This is a genomic window from Pseudomonas brassicacearum (assembly GCF_000585995.1).
GTDB classification, from domain to species: domain Bacteria; phylum Pseudomonadota; class Gammaproteobacteria; order Pseudomonadales; family Pseudomonadaceae; genus Aquipseudomonas; species Aquipseudomonas brassicacearum_A.
This window is the reverse complement of the sequence record NZ_CP007410.1, coordinates 324366-343923: the sequence shown is the minus strand read 5'-3', so window position 1 is coordinate 343923 and position 19558 is coordinate 324366. Positions and strand designations below refer to the sequence as shown.

Sequence of the window (19558 nt, the reverse complement as noted above, 5' to 3'; positions counted from 1 at the left end):
TTGAACGGCAAATCCACAACGAGCGCAAACGTACACAGAACTGGTGGAGCTCGGCCAACCAACAGAAACGCGTCACTCCACACGAATTCGCGAACCAGACCGGCGCGAACGTCACTCGCCTAAAAGCAAAACGTGGCGCAACCGAGTAAGCGCTCGGTCTTTATATCTCAGTGATCCGCTTGTCCACGCGGGTCCATCCAAACAGGGCTGCAAAGCCGCCCTGTTTGGATGGACCTCACTTAAAAAATCTAAAACCCACGCAACTGTCTGTGGAAAACCACAGATTTCCACCGGTGGATCATTTCATCCACCGCCGCAGAACTCCTGAAAATTCGAGCCTTGACCCAAATTATCCACAGGCGTAGAAAGGATCGGGCAAAGCGCTGTCGTTGACAGCAACCCAGGTAGCCAGAACCTTTAAGGCTACGCCACACCGTGGTGGTTCTCCCAAAGTGCGATTAGCGTCCGGCGGCTCGCACGGTCACTCACCGAGTGATGGATGCCTACTTCAGATCGTTGCCATTGCGGCAAATACATCCCCCTACCCAGCTGCCCTGCAGCAACCTTTCCGCTTGGCCATTTCACTGCGCCAACCTGCGCCCGTCTCTTTCTCCCGGAAAGAGACGGGCGCTCCTACCGCTGCTGCAGCCCAACTCGTACAAGGCATTGCGGCATTTCCCCTCGTGACAATCGGCGTGACAAACACCGAAGTCACCAGCAACAGCGATGCCGATGATGGTGCCGCAGCCCAGGGAATGGACTGCACCTGACTGACAGTCAGGCATGCCCCGGTCATCGCTTCACTGCCTTCACCCGAATCAGGATCTCGCGGCATTAGTCTCGTCAGCCAATGCAGCCTCTACCCGCCCACTTCTTCGGAAGTGTTCAGGAGGCCAGATCATGAGATGCCCAAGCTCCCGGCCGTAAGGAGCCGCCAGTCCTGCGTTAGTGGACAACCCTCACAGGTCGCAGGGGCCTCGATCCCTGATAACACTCAACATTCTTGGCGGGATGACGTGGGGAAAGACTTCAAACGTTTGGCTTCGAGAGGAGTTTGATCATGGCGTTGGTCGGTAGACGGGATGGGCGGAATTTTGGCTATGGACGGCAGCTAAGTTATGCCGGGCCGCAGGCATTGCGAGATCTATTTGGCGACGGGCATTACGGCACGGTCAAAGCACACAGTGATCGCTGGCAGGCGTTTGTGCGATGGTGCCGATCAGACGATGGACCTGGATTCAACGATGCTCGACAGATAGATCGGCAGACGCTAATGAACTACGCCAGCCATCTCCGAAACCAAGTTGAGCTTGGCGCGCTCGCCATCGCGACCGCGCAAAACCGATTGTCTAGCGTCAACCGAACACTAGAAGCGCTTCGCGGTGATCAGGGTGTGAGGGTTCCGAGTCCAAGCAAAGCGCTAGGCGAACGGCGCACCAGTGTTCGCACCAAAATACCTCAAGGCCAAGACCGCGATCAGGTGAAGCAAATCGTGAGCGTTCTTTGCAAAGCAGGACAGCTACGCGCGGCAGCGATAACCAAGCTGGCTAGAGCTACCGGTATGCGGTTGCGTGAGGCGATTTTGGCGGACATACCACGCCTGACACGTGAAGCTAGACATATTGGTAGAATCAACATCCAGGACGGAACAAAAGGTGGGCGCTCAGGTGCATCGGCCCCTCGCTGGGTCGCGGTAGATGATTCCATCCTCAACGCACTCACCTTTGCCCAAAGTGTTTCGCCTCAAGGCAGCAAGAACCTTTTATCTCCCGATGAAAACTACCGAGACTTTCTGCAGGGTTGCGTTCGCCCCGCCCGAAAATTTCTTAAATATCATGGTTTGAAAGGCTTCCACGAATTACGCGCGGCTTATGCATGCGAACGCTACAAGCAAATCACGCTTCGTCCAGCCCCAATTAATTCCGAAAATAACTTTCACCTGGAAAAAAACCAAGATCGTGAAGCTCGAAAAATAATCAGTTACGAACTTGGCCACAGACGTACGGATGTAGTTTCGTCATATATTGGAGGCGTAGCATGAACGCCCCATATAGTATAGAAATATTCCTCGCCGGGGTTCTAAAGGGGTCACAAGCCACACGCAAACGGCAAATAAACCAAGCAAAAATAATTCAAATCGCAATATCCAAACGCTGGCATAAAAACAACCCTTGGACATGGAAGCTAAAACATCTGGATTGGTTTATTGACACACAACTAAAAAGCAAAGCGACCTCAACAGCTTACTATTACCAATTAACAATAAACTTAATTATTCAAAGACGCAAACAACCCTCGACTCCAGCCCGGAAGAAAGAACAACACACCTCCAAATATTCAAGCCAGGACAGAATTCGAAACACAAGATAATCCAATCGATAGCTTCAAAAACTTCAAATGCATGCAATACTTTTGATCAAACAACAAAGCAAAAATTACAATTGTCTGCAATGCCAACAAAATGTATAATCCCCGCAAGGTTGCGTTTTTAGAACTCAGAGGCAATACATTGGGCACATTACATTCAGTCTTGGCCATAGAGGAGAGTCTAAATTCTTCAATATCTACGTCCGGGGAAGCGCCGCTAGACTCTTCAGCGATCTATATGTCCCTAAAGGACGATTTCCAACTAACCGGGACTCCTCTCGAAGTAGATTTTAGGTCTCTCGTCGATTGGGTAAAGCTCGGCGATCAGTTTACACATCAAATTCATCCATACCCAGCGAAGCTAATCCCGCATATCGCTAACTTTTTTATTCGGTCGTCTGTTTTTTTTCAGCAAGAAAAAGTGGTATTAGATCCTTTCTGCGGTTCTGGAACCGTTGCATTGGAGGCTTCGCTAGCAGGATGTTTACCTTATGTAGCAGATGCAAACCCACTTGCATTGCTCATCACAAAAGTCAAAACCAAAAACTACGACAGCGCATATTTGACAGACGTCTTGCAGCAAATCGCGCGCAAGTGCAAACGATATAAGTCCGCACCTGAAATCGCCATAGTAAATAGCCATCTCTGGTATTCTTCAGAGAGAAAGAAAGCGCTAGAGTTAATACTACGGGCCGTAATGGATATCGAAGAAGTCGAAATTAGAGACTTTTTTAGAGTTTGCTTCTCGGTAACTGCTAGACGCTTTAGTAATGCTGATCCAGCCATTTCGGTACCTGTACGTTTGAAAACTAGGCCAACATTTAGCGATGTGACGAACGCTAGAATAAACTCTCGACTTACTTGGATAGAAGAAGCATCGCCTCTGGGAGAATTTGTAAAAGTATCGCTTTCAAATATTGACCGTGTAACCGCGGCAAATTTTGCGCTTCCAAGTCGACAATCTGCACAGATAATAAGTAACGACGCGAGAAATCTCTCTAGCAGTGATTTCCTGCAGGACAGCAGTTCCCAAGTCCCGCTTATAGTCACATCGCCCCCCTATGGTAGCGCGCAAAAATATATCCGCGCGTCAAGTATTTCATTGAATTGGCTTGGTTTTGTCGAGCCAGCAAAGCTTACTACATTGGAAGATAAATCCATCGGTCGAGAGCACGCACCTGCAATCAGAAAAAAGTTGTACGAGGGTGAGCTCCCGGACACATTCGAGGATCTTTTGATAAAGATCAACGCTCGAAATGAACTACGTTCATTTATTACTCGGCAATATCTTTTCGAAATGAAGCAGGCTCTGACAGAGATGGCAAGAGTCACCCAAAAAGGTGGCCATATCGTCCTAGTAACTGGAAACAACCAGGTATGTGAAGAGGTCTTGAGGAATGATGAGTTCACCATCCAAACCCTATCTTCCTTGGGATTAAAATTAGAGCTAAGCTTAATCGATCATATAAAATCTCGGGGATTGATGACAAAGCGAAATAAAACCGCATCTGTCATCTCAAGAGAAAGTGTTCTGGTCTTCTCAAAGTGAGAGCCTTTCAATCATGGAAAAGATTTTACTAGAGTCAAAAATTCGCACCTTAATCAATCACGCTTGGGATAGCGAGGTGACCTGGGCTGAAATCGAAGCTTGGCTCAATAATTTTGATGGAAGCTTTCTCGAAAAATCAGAGGAACAGCTTTACGCGATCTTTGCAATCTCCAGATATATGTACTTTGGAAAACGGCTAGTGAGGGAAATGTTAAAGTCTCTTTACCGAGACCACTTCTACTCTCCTATGCGGCAAAGAATTCGCCGAAATTTTAACGGCACGCATGATCACCGGATTATTGATAATGCTTACACACTCGAGTTGAATAGCACTCGATTCATCGGTGTAGGCAATCCGTCAGAGAGCGGCGCCCATTTGCTTTATTACTTCAGACAAGTCAATTACTTATCCAGAGACTTATTTGTAGATCTTGCTGCCGCTTTAACCTATCAAGTGAGCCGAGACAGAAGCGAGATTCTCTATGATATACGCGAAAAGAAAATAACTCGCCTCGTCTTTTTTGATGACATCGTTGGGTCTGGGACACAAGCTAGCGAATATCTAACGCCGTATCTCAGTGGTATAAAAGCCACTAACCCATCGATCGACATACGATTTATGTCGCTGTTCGCTACTTCTGCAGGTTTATCCAAGTTAAACGAGTCGAAGCTATTTGATGGAAAAGCGATGTGTCTTTTCGAGCTCGACAACTCGTTTAAGGCTTTCGACGCCGACTCGCGCTATTTTTCGACAAGTCCTCCCTGGTTTGATAGACAAAAAATGTTCGATCTTACTGAAGATTATGGAAAAAAACTGTGGCCGAATCATCCGTTCGGTTATAAGAATGGGCAGTTATTAATAAGTTTCTCACACAATACACCTGATAACGTTCCACCGATATTCTGGGCAGTAAGTGGACAAATACCATGGGCACCTGCATTCGTGCGCTACCATAAACAGTAACGTTAAGGGCGGACTCAAATGGCCACAGAAAATCCTTTTACTCTGGCTCGTGCGTCAGACTTCACTGACAAGCAGATCAATTCCCTTTGGACGGAGTTGGGCACACCTGAGATAATTAATACCATTATCGAGCCCAAGTCTAGAGTTTCCAAGTTCATACTCGGTGGGAAAGGCACGGGAAAAACTCATCTTTTAAGATACTATTCCTACCCCGTGATTCGATTGCGCTCACCGAATGAGAGCGGAATATCGATATTAAAAAGACAAAAATTTCTTGCAGTATTCTTAAGAGCAACAGGTGTTGATGCTACCAGATTTGAAGCTAGCTCTGGCATCTCTATAAACTGGCAGCAACTCTTCGGCGTATATTTAGAACTAAGACTCGCAGAGGGTGTTCTAGAAGCTTTGTGCGATATAAAGCTGACATCCACAGCGTCAGAGTTCAATGACGATTTATTTCTCAATGAAATAAAGTCAACTCTATTCGGAACCGGACTTGACGAATGCCGAACAATTCACGAGTTTCGTAACTGGGTAATATTGCAGCGCCGAAATATTGACGAAGCGGTAAATAATGCGGCGTTTAGTGGAAATCTTGAACTGAAGGCGCCCTTTTCTATCGGCTCTCTCTGCCTTCCTATAAGTAAGGCAATGCACAAATGGCACCCCCAGCTTGCGGAAATACCTTTATTATATTTGATAGATGAAATAGAGAATTTTTCACTTCACCAACAACAAGTAGTAAACTCACTCATTCGGTATGGTGAATCTCTAGCAACCTTTCGAGTAACAGGCCGGCGATACGCAGTCAAGACGTTAAAGACTCTGGCCGATGGCGAGGAAAATCGCGAAGGCGCTGAGTTCAAGACGACCTTTCTTGACGATATTCTGTTAAGTGAAGATATAAAATTTCAGGACTTCGCAAAAAGATTTGTAATCAAGAGACTACAATCTGCCAACATTGCGATGAAACCAAATTCGCCCACTACAACTGGACAGGTATTTAATCCAGCGCTTTGTTTCGAGGATATTCCGAATAGCAATTTTTATGCGGAGGTCATCGAAAAGCTAAAATGCCCCTCACCAGAGCGTTCATTCGTACACGCATTCGTTTCTGCACTCTACAACGCTACCAGCGACAAGCCAGGGGCTCAACGAAGCGCCGAACAAATAGCTGAGTTACTGACTCAAGACTTCCCCTTAATAATACAAAAGCTAAATGTATTGTTATTTATGAAGAAATGTAAGAAAGGTGCCCAGCCGCTAGCTTTAGCTGAAAGTATTCAAGTTGACGCTCGCTCATATATAAACCCTGAAACCCGGACAAAAAATTATTACTCGAATGCATACGGCCATTACGCTTCCGATCTATTTGCTCAAATCTGTAAAGAGGCGCCCTCTGGTAGAGGAGTGTTGTACGCGGGATTTGAAAACTTCGTAAAAATGGCTTCAGGCAATCCTAGAAATCTGCTAATTATTCTAGGCAAAGCGTATGACATAGCTACATTCCGGGGCGTGGACTTTGTATCCGGCCAGAAACTATCTTTGGAACTGCAAACCGAGGCTGCGTCCGATGCCGCCCGTTTCATGTATGAGTCAGATACCAATTTTGGTCAGGACTCAGATATAGCTTTAGCGGCAATTAGTCGCTTAGCTTCTATTCTTCGAACCGCACGTTTTTCGATAAATATACCTGAAGTTTCTCCTCTTGCTTTTAGCTTCTCAGACGATGACTTAACAGCTAGAGCAAAAAAAGTACTGCAAAATGCGTTGAACTACTCGCTTGTTTTTGAGATGACGGATGGGCGTCCAGATAGAAACAGCCAGAAGCTTAATCGAAAAATTCAGCTTAATCCTCTCCTATCTCCTAAATGGTCGCTCCCCATTTCGAGAAGAGGAGATATAAGCCTAAATAAAGAACTTCTTTCGGCGGTTTTTGATGCCCAAGGCTCTGAGGACTTTGACATACTCTTAAAACGCCTAGAGCAAAAATGGAATACTATTTCCAAAGCAGCCGTGGATGACACTCCTCAGGGAGCTTTATTCTAAATGATTGACTATTCACTATTTTACAGGCGCCCGATTCGTACCGATAGAATCCCGGAAGAACTTCAAAAGTTCGACATATTTGTTTCTGCATACAATTCGAGCTATCGAGTTGGAAAGGTCTTCGCTGAAGTGCGGTCAGAGAAAAAAATCTGGCTGATACATCCAGAGTATCAGTACCTACCGTTGGAATATCCAGACGAAAATCCAAAGGTGTGCCCTGATGATCATAATGAAATCGCTCAAGTAAATGCTATTCTAGAGGAAATTGGTGACGTCACGGATAAGCAGATTTGTATCGATACTACGGGGTTCATGCGGCATGTATTAATATTTTTAACTGCAAAACTGGCCTTTATGGGTGTGAAAGAATTCACAGCCCTATACTCCGAGCCTATGTACTATACCAAGCAGGAGGACACATCTTTTAGCACGGCCACCACTGGAGTGCCCCGTCCGGTTAGAGGAATGTATGGAAACAAAAGTGGTCAAGATCACTTAATAATTAACGTAGGGTATGATCACAAATTAATTGGTGAAGTTGCCGACAACAAAGAAGGGGCGGTAATTTATCCGATTTTTTCATTTCCGTCTCTTAGCCCGGATATGTATCAACAAAGTGCACTGAGAGCATCGGATGGCGGTGGTTCAGCGCTCGATAGTGCTTGGATAAACAATCGTCATTTCGCCCCCGCAAATGATCCGTTCACAACGGCCGGTATCATTTCAAAAATCGTAAATGGCATTGACAGCAATGTTACAGAAGCGAACATATACTTATCACCTCTCTCAACAAAAATCCAAACTCTAGGATTTTCCCTTTATTGGCTTTATGAAGGGAGGTCTCGTCAGGGTGTGACGTTGCTGTTGCCCGAGTGCATAACTTACAGCAGGGAAACTAGCAGTGGATTGAAGCGCTTATGGACTTACACCATCGAGTTTTAGTTAATATTTCACATTGCTCCACGCTTAGCCTGAGCCTATGAATTCAATTTAGGAACAATGCTTCAGGATACTTTTAGAGATAGAGAGCAAGGTCAATATTTTTTAACTCCATGATTTTTCCGACATATTTTTTCAGATTCGACTCCTGGTGCCGCACCATACAAAACGAAGCCCTCGCAGAAATGCGGGGGCTTTGTTGTTTCTGGGGTATTGATATGTGGGCGGCTCCTATCCCCCACCAGTCGCCTAATCGTCGCCCACCATCTTTCGACACGCCTCGAAGCACCGACTCGCACCAAAGGCTCACAGCCCCATCTTTATGCCAAATTATGGATTGGCAATAATTATGGCGTACCCATAAAAAGACGTAATTGCGTGAGCAGCATATTTCCGCGCCCTGAACTGGCTGATCGATGGCAAATCAGCTTCTCCCTTTTCGCTCTACGCAGCGGGTTTATGAACCCAGTCGATAAGCGGACTGCACCAACCCCGAGGGAAAGCACCGACTGGATACCAGCTTCAATTCAACGTCCTGCTGAAGGGCCCCGAACAGCGACCTGCCCGCCCCGATCAGCACAGGAACAGTGGTAATCACCATATCGGCGACTAATCCATCGCGCAGGAATGATTGCACCACCTGCCCGCCGTCGACATAGACACGATGCACACCTTGCCTCGTCAGTTCCTCCATCACATCCCTGGGTGAGAGGTTGGAGAAACGCACCTTGCCCTTCAGTGCCTCGGGCACCGGCGAATCCGCCAGCCGTTCCGACAACACCACCACGGGTCGTTCATAGAACCAAGTATCAAAGGTCAGTACCTTCTCGTAGCTTCCTCGCCCCATCACAATCACGTCTTTATCGGCGATGAAGTCTGAGTAGCCATGGTCCTCGGTTGGATCGTCGCGCTGCAAAAGCCAGTCGATATCACCATCAGGCCGGGCGATGAAACCATCTAGGCTGGTGGCTATGAAAACATGGGCAGTGGCCATCAGGGTCTCCTTGCGGGGTATGTCGATGCATGACCGGAAGCACGAAATTATTGCTCACCCATAAAAATACCTAAACCACCCTCCGCCAGCATCGCGCCACGATTGCGGCCTTCACATCCGCCCGCTACTCTCCATCTGTCGCTGCAAATTCAGCGACCGGGCGTAGGAAACCCGAAGTAATCAAGGCGCGACAGCAGCGCCCCGCTTACTATTGCAGGCGCTTTTTTTGTGTCTGCGATAATGCGTTATGGCGGCTGTGCGCGGGACACCTTCGGGTGTGCCGGGTGCCTTGATTCCCGGTTTTCCTACCCCGTGCATGGCCGCCACCCAATCCCGTAGGAAAGGACGGTTGCGGCTCTCACAGTCAAGGAGCCAGACAATGCCAAACCCGCAAGACCTCAAAACCATAGGCCTAACCCCCTTCTCCTACCATTCCGACCGTCCACTCTTCCGCGTCAACGCCGGCGTTCCACTCGGCGAAGCCCTGTCCCACGCTCCGACCTGCTCCACGTCGCCAAGCTCTTGGCCGAAGACGCGGCGATGATTCGCAACACGGATCGTTATGCCTGGGCCTCGTGTTATTTGCAGGACATGAGCAAGGCCGTTATCGATGACGTGGTTAAAGTGCTGGAGGCGCCGGGGAGCCATTGCGTTTAGGGTTTCTCATAGCCCAATGCTGTCCACTTGAGCGGGGCGGCATTGGGTCTGAACCTAAAAATCCGGACGCAGGTAAAAGAAGGGCTGCTTCGCAACCCAGCGGGAGCAAGCTCCCTCGCCACGGGGTTTTGTGGAATATTCAGCTAATCGTTTTCCCCGCCGATAGCCTCAGGTAAGAGCACTGCCCGTCCAAGGCACTGCTGTCACTCGACTACACTTGCCCAGACATCCCCGCTCCAGGAGCAGTAAGCGATGAAGATCCGCACCAAGATCATAGGCTCGGGGTTTGTCAGCCTTTTCTTTGCCCTTTTGCTCGGAGGCATTGGCCTGTGGGGTTATCACTCCATGACCGAGGCCCTGGTGCAGAACGAGACCAGTATTTCGGCCATGCGCAAGCACATGGAGGCGGACATGATGCATGACGCCATTCGTGCCGATGTGTTGGCTGCGTTGCTGGTGGCACCGGGGGATACTCAGGCAGCCAAGGAGGTGACGGAGGCGTTCGACGAGCATACGCAGCGGATGCGCAAGGTCATCGCCGAGAACGCCGAGGCAAAGTTGCCGAAGGAGGTCGCCCAGGCGATTGCCGAGTTGAAGCCACAAGCCGATACCTACATTGATAAGGCGAAGCAGGTGATCGCCAAGGCCCTGAGCGGGGCTCAGGATGGCCGGGCGTTGCGGGCAGAGTTCGACACGGCGTTTTCGGCGCTGGAAGAGCGTAACGAAGCGGTCAGTGAGCTGATCGAAAACCAGGCACAGTCTTCTCGCGAGTATCAGGACAATAGCATTCAGACCTCGCAAACCTGGCTGATCGTTACGTTGTTGGCCACCTGCGTGGCGCTGGCCTTGTTATCGTGGAGCTTGCTCAAGGCGGTCCTCACGCCGCTGAATAAAATCATCCTCAATACCCAGGCGATTTCCCAAGGGGATTTGCAGCGGTCGATGGGCGCGCATGGCAAGGACGAATTGGGTCAATTGCAGAGCGTGATCGAGCAGATGCAGGGCAATTTGCGGCAGATGATCGCCACAATCCGCAGCCAGAGCGATGAGTTGCATGGCACGTCCCGGACCTTGGGCGATACGGCACGGCACATTGTCTCCAGCGCCGACCATCAGGCGCATAGCGCGACCAGCATGGCGGCGAGCATGGAGCAGATGATCGCGAACATCAGCCAGATCCATCAGCACGCCGACAGCGCACGGACGATATCGGCGCAGTCCGAACAACTGGCGAGCAGCGGTGGCCAGGTGATTCTCGGGGTGGTGGAAGGCATGAATCGGATCGCCGAGGTGGTCAACCAGTCCTCCGGCAAGATCACCGCGCTGGACGCCTCTTCGGAAGACATTCATTCCATCATCCAGGTGATCAAGAGCATCGCCGAACAGACCAACCTGCTGGCCCTCAACGCTGCCATCGAAGCCGCTCGTGCTGGCGAGGCGGGCCGTGGCTTTGCGGTGGTGGCGGACGAAGTGCGCAACCTGGCGGCGCGTACCACCCAGTCGACCCAGGAAATCACCGCGATGATCGAGCGCATCCAGTCCAGCGCACGGGATGCGGTGGCGAATATGCAGGCTTGCGTCAGCCGGGTGGACGAAGGCGTGAACCTGGCCCAACAGGCCGGGGTGTCCATCAGCGAAATCCGCACCGGCGCCCGGCATGCCGCCGAAGTGGTAGAGGAAATTTCCCAGACCATTGCCGAGCAATCGAAGGCCAGTGATGAGATGGCTAAGCGGGTAGAGTCGATTGCCGAGCAATCCCGGGAAAACACTCGCTCGATTCACAACCTGACGCAAACGGCGGATCAACTGAACGACGCAGCGGGCTCAATGCAGGCTTCGGTGCAGCAGTTCAAGATTTGATCAATCCGACCTGCATTCACTTATGTAGCGAGGGAGCTTGCTCCCGCTGGGCTGCGTAGCAGCCCTTTTCAAACCTCGCTCACCTCAAACACAAACGAAATCTCCCGCTTCTGGGCGTTCCAGACATACCGGATATGTTTGCCCTGCACCGGCACCGACACCGCTGGCGGGCGAAACGCGGCTACGCATTCGTGGCCGGGCAGGCGGACGCTGTTGTACAGCAGCCCCCAGGACAAGGTTTCCCGCAGCTGCCGGGCGAACACCTGGGACGGGCCGTAGGCGGTGGGGTCCGGGTTGTGGAGGTGCGGGTAGTCGTGGCGGACGTCGTGCAAGGGTTTGACGACTTTGTTGACGTAGGTACGCATGGTCAATTCCAGGTCCGGCTCGTTGGTCGCCCCGAGAAATCGGGCCTGGTGGTAACAGGTCTCGGCGATGGCGGCTTCCTGGCTGCTGGCCGCGTAGTAGACGCCGAAGGTGCCGTCGCTGAAGCGGCTGCTTTTGCCAATGTGGGTAAACGCCGCCATCACGGGTGAGGAGCCGGGCCCGGAAATACGGTCCTCGGGGCGAACCCGGGACAGCACGCCAGCCTCTTCCATCAATCGATCATTGGTCAGCGCTTCCAAGGCATAGGCCGTGGGCAAATCCTCAGGATCGAGTACGTCTTCGAACAGCGAGATCGGCGGAAAGCTGCTGTTGACGATCCGATAGGCCCGCTTCCATTGCGGGTCAGCCAAGGGGGGCATCATCAACCGCGCACTCCGTCGAGGTAGCGGCGCACGTCGGCGATGTCCACCACTCGACCGGCCAGCATGTAGGACAGTGCCGATTGGCCATTGAAGGGTGCCGCAGTGTTGGGGCTGCTGACCCACTGGTACGCACGGTCCCGGCTGTTGCTGAAGATGATGCTCAGCGCCTTGTGGATGCCCATGAGGTAGGAAATCCGCTCCAGCGTATCGCGAGGCAACCTGACGTTTTCCGGCAGCTGTTTGTATTTGTAGAAGGTCGTGTTTCCCACCTTGCCCAGCAGTATGCGCTGCTGCTCGACGCTGCAACCCCAGAGCTCCATGAGGTTGAAGAAAAACTTCAACGCGACTCGACCCGCGTCCGGGGAGTCCAATTGTTGCTGTGCGTTGAGGTTGATCGATGAAGTAGCCATGGGGTTTGGGCTCCTTTGTAGCGGGGTGATGCGTAGAGAATAGTACAGATACGGATATTTTTTAATATTTAATTCGCAAGCGAACTAATAGAGCTGATATTTCAATCCCCCTACACCCTCACTTGAAGTTCGGCTTGTTTTGCCGAATACGATGCTACTCGCTGGTCCCAGTCAGCATCGACTGGGCAAAACCCCCAAATCCCGCATAAGCTCCAACCATCGCCAGCCGGCGCTTTTCAGCACAAATTCGCGACAACCGTGGCAAGGTGCATGATGATAGCCAGCGTGCACTGTCTGACCCGACCAGGCACAACAATAGCGAGCCCACTTATGCAGAGGGCATTACCCCATGGATAGCAGAATTCTACGCAACCTCATGCGCATCGTGCAGACCGGCTCGTTGTCGGCGGCTGCCGAGCATTCGTGCCTCACGGTGCAGGCATTGGCGGCGCAGTTGAACAAGGTCGAGGAACAGTTCGGTTTCCGATTGTTCCGACGCTCGAACAAGGGCCTGACGTTGACGAGCCAGGGCTCGGAACTGACCCCTTTTATGGATCAGGTGCTGGTGGCCACGCGACAGCTGGAAGAGAAAGTCGCGGCACTCAAGACGCCCCGGCAGCGCACGCTGAAAGCGGCGCTCAATACCACCCTGCCGGCGGAGTTCAACCGGCGGATGATCGATCGGTTGATCGCGGTGTTCCCCCAGTATCAGCTGGAGTTCAGTTACGCCGAGTCGATGGAAAACTTGAGCAAGCTCAAGAACGAAGATTTTGACCTGGCGATCCTGATCGGGGCACAGCAGAGCGGTTTTTCCAGTATCACCATGCCAGACGTGCAGGTGCGGGTCGTCGGTGCCCATTGTGGCGATGAGGACGATTCCCTCGGTTTGCTCGGCGACAAGTTTCAGGTGCGTCCGGCAGAAGAATGTCCCTATTCCCACAGCTTCCTTCGTTTTCTCGACGCTGGCCTGGGCGAATACGGCTCGAGCCAACGGATGGTGTATTCCTGCAGTGAAACGCTGACGCTGTCGTTGATCACCCAGCTCGATGGCCTGGGGCTGGTGTCCCGGGAAGCGGCGCTGCGCAACGGTCTGGCGATTTTCCCTGACTTCGAGGACTTCCTCGAAGTCCGCCTGGCGGTGAACAATTCGGAGCTGTCCGGCCAGGCGTTGCACGATGTAGTAGACCTGACGCTACAGGAACGAACCGAGCGCGATGTACGCCGCCGTGCCCACCGCCACACTGAGAAACAGGTTGCGGCTGAAATACGCACATAACAGCGTCGGAATCGCGGCATAAAATTCCGGGCGATCGAGTTGTATCTGCTGATCCTTGATCAACAGTGGGGTGAGGCTGATGGCAGCCACGATCGCCACCGGCAGGTACTCCAAGGCTCGAGCGACGAAAGGCGGCCAGTTTTCGGTGTTGACCTGCAACGGCAGGGCGCGAGGCAGGAACGTCACGGCCATCATCAGCACGACGACCAGGATCAGGAACGTTTGGTCAGGCATACGCCCACCCCGCAGCCAACGAATGTGGCAATGAACACATTGAACGGCGAACTGCCCAGCAGGCTCAGCGCGCCCATGCAGACGACAGCCGCCAGGGCCGCGATCAACTTGTTACGGGTGTTGCACAACGAAACCAGCACGTAGAGCATCATTGCCGTCAGGGCATAATCGAGCTGGTACTTGATCAGGTGCGCCGCGTATTGCGCGCACACGGCGCCCAGCAAACCGCCGAGTACCCATGAAGTGTGGCAAAACAGGTTGAAGCCGATCAGGTAACGCACACTCACCGGCGCCCCGCTGCCGAGCTTGACGCTGTGAAAGGCAAACGACTCATCCGTGAGCCCCGCCGCGTAGCACCAGCGCTCGAAACGACTGAGCCCCAGCGCCCGCAAAGCCTTGGCCATATAGACCGACATCAGCATGTGCCGCGCATTGATCAAGAACGTGGTGAGCACGATGGTGGTCAGCGAAGCGCCACTGGAGATCAACGCCAACGCCGCGAATTGCGAAGCGCCCGCATAGACGAACAGGCACATCGCCACGGGCAACCACAAGGGCAGCCCGGCGTTGACCGCCATCAGACCGAACACAAACGAAACCGTGAAATAACCCGCTACCACCGGACTGGCTTCAGCAAAGGTACGCGAGGCTTGTGGTTCGACCGCCAGCGGCTGGCTGGAAGTCTTGTTCATAAATCCCTCTCGAAAGTGATTTCACCCTGGGGCTCACAGAACCCCTGGGCAGCCCAGAAGCGCTTGCCGGCCAGATTAGCATCGTCGACGAACAGGAACATGCGCAGCACGCCCACCCGTTTCATGTCGGCCGAAGCCGCTTCCACCAAGCGTTGGCCCAGGCCGCGGGTGCGATGCGCCGGGCTGACGGCCAGGTGATTGATCGTACCGCGGGTGCCAAGCACGCCACCGATGACCGCGCCGACCACTTCACCGCAGGCATCGATCGCCAGGTATGCAGTGGTGGTGTCCTGCAACAATACACCCCGCAAGAATCGGGCATCCTGCCATTCGCAGAACGACACTTCGTTGAATCCGCGAAAAAACTGCTCCAGTCGTTCGGCATCCTTGACCAGGGCCCGGCGCAACAGAACCTGCTGCACCGAGTCCTCCATGGGTTCGATCCGTTCAGCGAACAATGTCGAAAGCGGTCCCGGGCCGCGAGAAGGAAATGGCCAGGATTTGCCTGAACGCCATTTCATGGGCGTGAACATTGCGCGCCGTCGTCACGTAATGGCGCATGTCACGATCAAGGAAGAACGTGGTGTCGAGGATATCCTCGTAGGTCGTCGCCGCCAGCTGTTCTTCCTGGGCGGTGTACAAACGGCTTTCGGCACCCGCCACATTATGGCGGCCCCAGAAGTGCACGCCGCTGAACGGATAGCCGTCGCAATGAATGCCTTCCGGGGTGATTTCCAGCTGCTTGCCCGGTTTGATCTCGATCCGGATCTGATGGATCTGGCACTGCCAGATTTCATCGTGTAACTCCTGCGGCAGGACGTTCTTGTAAACCTCGAAGTCCGTGTCGATCAGGCTACGCATCACGGGCGAGTTGATCACTTCGTTGGAGAAGTCCTGGAAGTGCCGCTCCAGTCCGCCAACATAACTGTTGTTGGCCTTGGACTGAACGTAGGCCCGGTGCTCGAGCTGCTTGAGCTCACGGGTCGTGGGGTTGTACTCGAAGTCGCTGTAGCGGCGAAAACGCATGCCTGACTCGGCCTGGCCGTAGTAACTGTCGGGCTCCATGTTTTCCCAGCTTTTGGTCAGCCGGACAAAGTCGCCGAAATGACCGTAGAGGTTGAAGTCCCCACCGCGGACGTTGACGAACTTGTCACGTCGTAGCGCTTCGCCCACTTCCTTGTTCAGAACGATCATTTTTTATAGGTCTCCACTGCGTTGAGCGGCCTAATCTAGTGGGTTCAGGATTTACGTCCATGAGAAAGAATTTGAGGCATTTCAAGCCATGCTTGAAACGGTGGATGAAGCGCAATTAGTACGACTTTTTTTCGAGAAAAGAGCCGGTTTCAGCGATATTTTTGACCTTGAAAGCCAAAAACCCCCGAGCTTGCGGTCGGGGGTTTCATCAGGCGCTTATCACGCGATCAAGTATCAGAAGACGCTGATCGGGTAATCCACGAACACCCGCACTTCGTTGCCACTGACGTTGTACTCGCTGGATTTCTGCGACACACGCAGGATCGAGCTGCGCAACCTTACGCTCAAGTCCTTGGCCGGACCGCCCTGGACCACGTACTTGAACTGGTTGAAGATCTCGCGCTCGGTGCCGCCTTCGCTGGTGGACGTGGTGATGTTATCGCCACGCACGTAAGCGACGTTATAGGTCAGGCCCGGTACACCGAAGGTGGTGAAATCCAGGCCGTAGCCCAGCTGCCAGCTGCGTTCGTCTTCAGCATTGAAGTCGGACCAGTAGGAGTTGGCCAGGTAGATCGTGTTACCACCGTCACCCACACGATTCTGTCCGCGCTGATAACCGCCGTAGGCGTAGCCCAGGTTGCTGTCGCCGGTGCTGCGCTGGTGAGCCAGCGTGAAGCTGTGCGGACCTGTGGCGAAGGTGGCAGCCAGGCTCCAGATCTTGTTGTCGTCGCCGGTGACGTTGTTTTCGCGAACGTAGCCGTTGTCCAGCTTGGTGCGATAACCGTTGAAGTCCAGGGTCAGGGACTGATCCTTGGCCAGTGGAAACACATAGTTGGCGTTTACGTATTGCTTCTTCAATACGTCCTCGACATCCGAGGCGTAGAGCGAAGCCTTGAACTGCTCGGTGAACTGATAGCTGCCGCCCAATACGTTGATCGACTTCAAGCCACCGCTGTCACGACCTTCGGCGCTCTTGCGCGATTCGGCAGTGAAACGACCAGCGTTCAATTCCAGGCCCTTGATCTCTTTGGAAGTGATCAGCGTGCCGGTGTAGCTTTCCGGCAGCAGGCGCGAATTGTCATAGCTCAGCACCGGCAGGGCCGGCATCTGGTCACCGTAGGCCAGCACCGTATTAGAGACACGGAACTTGACCGCTGCACCAAACTTGGACAGGTCATCGGCCGCGTTGCCGCTGTCGCCTTGCTTGAAGAAGTCGATGCCTTGTGCCCCCGAGCGACCCTTGCCGCCGTCCAGACGCAGCGCGTACAGGCCGAAAGCATCCACGCCCACACCCACGGTGCCCTGGGTGAAACCGGACGAGAACGTCCCAATGGCCGCCTGGCCCCATTCGGCTTTGTCTTGGTTGCCATCTTTGTAGTCGCGGTTCATGTAGGCGTTGCGCAACAGCACTTTCAGGCTGCTGTCGTCAACGAACCCCTTGGACTCGGCCTGGTCGTTGGCCATGGCGTGTGTCGTGCTCAAAATCCCCAGTGCGATCAAACCAATGCGCTTGTTCAACATGTTTATTTTCCTTGTACGGGTTGATACGCACTGCGACTGGCAGCCGAAATGGCGCTTTTGCGCTCTTTTTCGGACTCTTGCTCCTGAAATAATGAAAAGGCCCGCCCACGAGCGATCGTGTCGGGCCTTTTTATTATTTAAGAGTCATGGCTGTTAGCCACAGGCGTGGACGAATCCTAGTCGCGCCCTCAACAGCGTGTCAATTTCATGAATCGTCTGTGATCAAGCGAAAAACGTCTAAGAAGTTTCGCTCCCACAAGCATTGATGTGAACTTGAAATCCAGCGGGCACAAAAAAAGCGCTGCCATCCCGGCCAGCGCTTTTTATCAATCCGTCGAATTCTATCCTTGCATCACATCCCACAACGCTTCCAGCTCCGCCTCGCTGAACAGGCCAGCAGGGTAGCGTTCAACGATTATCCGCCGCGGATCAGGTTCTCTGATCTGACGCGTTCCGTTGGACTTCAACCACTGCGCCAGGGCTTGAAGCGACTCACCATTAACGGCCAAGGGATGGCATGTGCGCTCGCTAATCATATTCATTCCAGCGCCCTCTCCTGGTTGATGAGCGGCCAATTTATCCAAGGTTTATGACAAAACAACTCAGTTCTCTCCCCAGAACTGCTGAAATCCAGATACAAGAGCTATGCCAATGTATCCGCGGCGCCAATAAACAGGCACAAAAAAGCCCGCGCGCCAATCGGGCCGCGGGCTTGCCAGGATGGATCCAAAAACGCCGGCGTAGAGCCGGTGCAGTCGATATCACCCGGCTGTTACATCACCACTCATTTTGCCCGCGGCGCAGGTTGCTGTTGGGTAAGGCAATGAATATTCCCGCCCCCCAGTAACAGTTCGCGCCCCGGCACCATGACCACTTCATGCTGCGGGAACAGGCTTTGCAGCAGCTCCCTGGCCGGGCCATCCAGCGGATCGTCAAAACTTGGCGCGATGATGCCGCCGTTGACGATCAGGAAGTTCACGTAGGAACCGGCCAGCCGCACGGTCGGATTGCGCTCCTGGGAACCTTCCACCGCATCCACGCCCGAACATTCTTCTTCGGTGGCGTACAACGGTCCCGGAATCGGCATCTTATGCACTACGAACGGGCGCCCCTTGGCGTCGGTGCTGTTTTGCAGCACTTCCATCGCCGCGTGGCAACGGCTGTAGTTCGGGTCCTGCGGGTCGTCGGTCCAGGCCAGCAATACTTCACCTGGACGCACGTAGCAGCAGAAGTTATCCACATGGCCGTCGGTTTCGTCATTGAACAGACCATTTGGCAGCCAGATGATCTTATCCACCGCCAACTGCGCGCTGAGCACCGCCTCAATGTCTTCGCGGCTCAGGTGCGGGTTGCGATTGCGGTTGAGCAGGCATTCTTCGGTGGTGATCAGGGTGCCTTCGCCATCGACATGGATCGAACCGCCCTCGAGCACAAAACCTTCGGTGCGATAACGCGGGCTGCGCTCGATCTCGAGGACCTTGCTGGCCACTTGCGAATCCCGGTTCCAGGGCGCATACAGGCCACCGTCGAAACCGCCCCAGGCGTTGAAATCCCAGTCGACACCGCGCACTTCACCGTTGTCATTGATCACGAACGTCGGGCCCGTGTCGCGGATCCAGGCGTCGTCGCTGGACATCTCCACCACGCGGATATTCGGTACGTCGAGGCGCGCCCGGGCGTTTTCGTACTGGGCCGCAGACACCGCAACAGTCACCGGCTCGAACCGGGCGATGGCCTTGGCTAGCGCCACGTGGGCGGCCTGCGCGGGCTTGCCGCCCAAGCGCCAGTTATCCGGACGCTCGGGCCAGATCATCCAGACCTGGGTCTGGGTCGCCCACTCGGCAGGCATGTGGAAACCATCCGCGCGGGGAGTGCTGTGCAACGTTGTCATGGGTCATCTCCTGGGCGATGGGCAGTGGCAACTTTATAAACGATAAATATCGGCTAATAAAGTCACAAAAACTAAACACCATCAAAAAAAAGCGAAAAACACCGACAAAAATCGATTTAAAAAGTAACGCCAAACCCTGTGGGAGCGAGCTTGCTCGCGATAGCGGTTGTTCAGCCACATTAATATTGGCTTGGACACCGTCATCGCGAGCAAGC

The 19558-nt window shown here is 53.1% G+C and carries 18 protein-coding genes and 1 pseudogene; 9 read left to right on the top strand and 10 right to left on the bottom strand.

The window, feature by feature from the left end; genetic code table 11:
- The first annotated feature begins 1060 nt into the window (after window positions 1-1060).
- From CD58_RS28885 to CD58_RS01440, 6 genes are all read left to right on the top strand, one after another.
- Window positions 1061-2041 (top strand): integrase domain-containing protein, encoded by a 981-nt coding sequence (locus CD58_RS28885; RefSeq protein ID WP_080712488.1) that lies wholly within the window; start codon window positions 1061-1063, stop codon window positions 2039-2041.
- Window positions 2038-2370: a hypothetical protein gene (locus CD58_RS28880; protein WP_200868901.1), complete on the top strand. Its 333-nt coding sequence runs from the start codon at window positions 2038-2040 to the stop codon at window positions 2368-2370. The genes CD58_RS28885 and CD58_RS28880 overlap by 4 nt, the downstream gene beginning before the upstream one ends.
- Window positions 2371-2461: 91 nt before the next feature.
- Window positions 2462-3916 (top strand): hypothetical protein, encoded by a 1455-nt coding sequence (locus CD58_RS01455; RefSeq protein WP_080712487.1) that lies wholly within the window; start codon window positions 2462-2464, stop codon window positions 3914-3916.
- Between the two features lie 13 nt (window positions 3917-3929).
- Window positions 3930-4880: a hypothetical protein gene (locus tag CD58_RS01450; protein ID WP_025211323.1), complete on the top strand. Its 951-nt coding sequence runs from the start codon at window positions 3930-3932 to the stop codon at window positions 4878-4880.
- Window positions 4881-4898: 18 nt separating this feature from the next.
- Window positions 4899-6929 (top strand): hypothetical protein, encoded by a 2031-nt coding sequence (locus tag CD58_RS01445; protein ID WP_038436383.1) that lies wholly within the window; start codon window positions 4899-4901, stop codon window positions 6927-6929.
- Window positions 6930-7871 (top strand): hypothetical protein, encoded by a 942-nt coding sequence (locus CD58_RS01440; protein WP_025211322.1) that lies wholly within the window; start codon window positions 6930-6932, stop codon window positions 7869-7871.
- Window positions 7872-8325: 454 nt separating this feature from the next.
- On the opposite strand, the gene CD58_RS01435 is transcribed toward CD58_RS01440, so the two are convergent.
- Window positions 8326-8862 (bottom strand): dihydrofolate reductase family protein, encoded by a 537-nt coding sequence (locus CD58_RS01435; RefSeq protein WP_025211321.1) that lies wholly within the window; start codon window positions 8860-8862, stop codon window positions 8326-8328.
- 379 nt (window positions 8863-9241) lie between these two features.
- On the opposite strand from CD58_RS01435, the pseudogene CD58_RS28875 reads away from it, so the two are divergent.
- Window positions 9242-9519, top strand: a pseudogene (locus CD58_RS28875) (DUF3077 domain-containing protein).
- Between the two features lie 252 nt (window positions 9520-9771).
- Entirely contained in the window at window positions 9772-11379 is a 1608-nt protein-coding gene (locus CD58_RS01430; protein WP_025211320.1) for a methyl-accepting chemotaxis protein, read from the top strand.
- Between the two features lie 68 nt (window positions 11380-11447).
- On the opposite strand, the gene CD58_RS01425 is transcribed toward CD58_RS01430, so the two are convergent.
- Together CD58_RS01425 and CD58_RS01420 are read right to left on the bottom strand one after the other, a co-directional pair.
- A complete protein-coding gene (locus tag CD58_RS01425; RefSeq protein ID WP_025211319.1) occupies window positions 11448-12125 on the bottom strand; it encodes an RES family NAD+ phosphorylase in 678 nt (225 codons plus the stop codon).
- Window positions 12125-12535 (bottom strand): MbcA/ParS/Xre antitoxin family protein, encoded by a 411-nt coding sequence (locus CD58_RS01420; protein ID WP_025211318.1) that lies wholly within the window; start codon window positions 12533-12535, stop codon window positions 12125-12127. Before CD58_RS01420 ends, CD58_RS01425 begins: the two co-directional genes overlap by 1 nt.
- Before the next feature lie 349 nt (window positions 12536-12884).
- On the opposite strand from CD58_RS01420, the gene CD58_RS01415 reads away from it, so the two are divergent.
- Window positions 12885-13811: a LysR family transcriptional regulator gene (locus tag CD58_RS01415; protein ID WP_025211317.1), complete on the top strand. Its 927-nt coding sequence runs from the start codon at window positions 12885-12887 to the stop codon at window positions 13809-13811.
- Here CD58_RS01415 and CD58_RS01410 read toward each other — a convergent pair.
- The 7 genes from CD58_RS01410 to aguA form a co-directional block, all read right to left on the bottom strand.
- Window positions 13728-14045: an AzlD domain-containing protein gene (locus CD58_RS01410; RefSeq protein WP_025211316.1), complete on the bottom strand. Its 318-nt coding sequence runs from the start codon at window positions 14043-14045 to the stop codon at window positions 13728-13730. The genes CD58_RS01415 and CD58_RS01410 overlap by 84 nt on opposite strands.
- Window positions 14024-14737 (bottom strand): AzlC family ABC transporter permease, encoded by a 714-nt coding sequence (locus tag CD58_RS01405; protein ID WP_025211315.1) that lies wholly within the window; start codon window positions 14735-14737, stop codon window positions 14024-14026. The genes CD58_RS01410 and CD58_RS01405 overlap by 22 nt, the downstream gene beginning before the upstream one ends.
- Window positions 14734-15171, bottom strand: a complete 438-nt coding sequence (locus CD58_RS01400; RefSeq protein WP_200868900.1) for a GNAT family N-acetyltransferase — start codon at window positions 15169-15171, stop codon at window positions 14734-14736. The genes CD58_RS01405 and CD58_RS01400 overlap by 4 nt, the downstream gene beginning before the upstream one ends.
- Window positions 15172-15184: 13 nt before the next feature.
- Complete coding sequence (locus CD58_RS01395) at window positions 15185-15931, bottom strand: 2OG-Fe dioxygenase family protein (protein ID WP_025211313.1); 747 nt, start codon at window positions 15929-15931, stop codon at window positions 15185-15187.
- Between the two features lie 234 nt (window positions 15932-16165).
- On the bottom strand, window positions 16166-17452 hold the full coding sequence (locus tag CD58_RS01390; RefSeq protein WP_025211312.1) for an OprD family porin: 1287 nt from the start codon (window positions 17450-17452) through the stop codon (window positions 16166-16168).
- Between the two features lie 341 nt (window positions 17453-17793).
- Complete coding sequence (locus CD58_RS01385; protein ID WP_025211311.1) at window positions 17794-17994, bottom strand: hypothetical protein; 201 nt, start codon at window positions 17992-17994, stop codon at window positions 17794-17796.
- A gap of 242 nt (window positions 17995-18236) precedes the next feature.
- A complete protein-coding gene (gene aguA / locus CD58_RS01380; protein ID WP_025211310.1) occupies window positions 18237-19343 on the bottom strand; it encodes an agmatine deiminase in 1107 nt (368 codons plus the stop codon).
- Window positions 19344-19558: the final 215 nt, after the last annotated feature.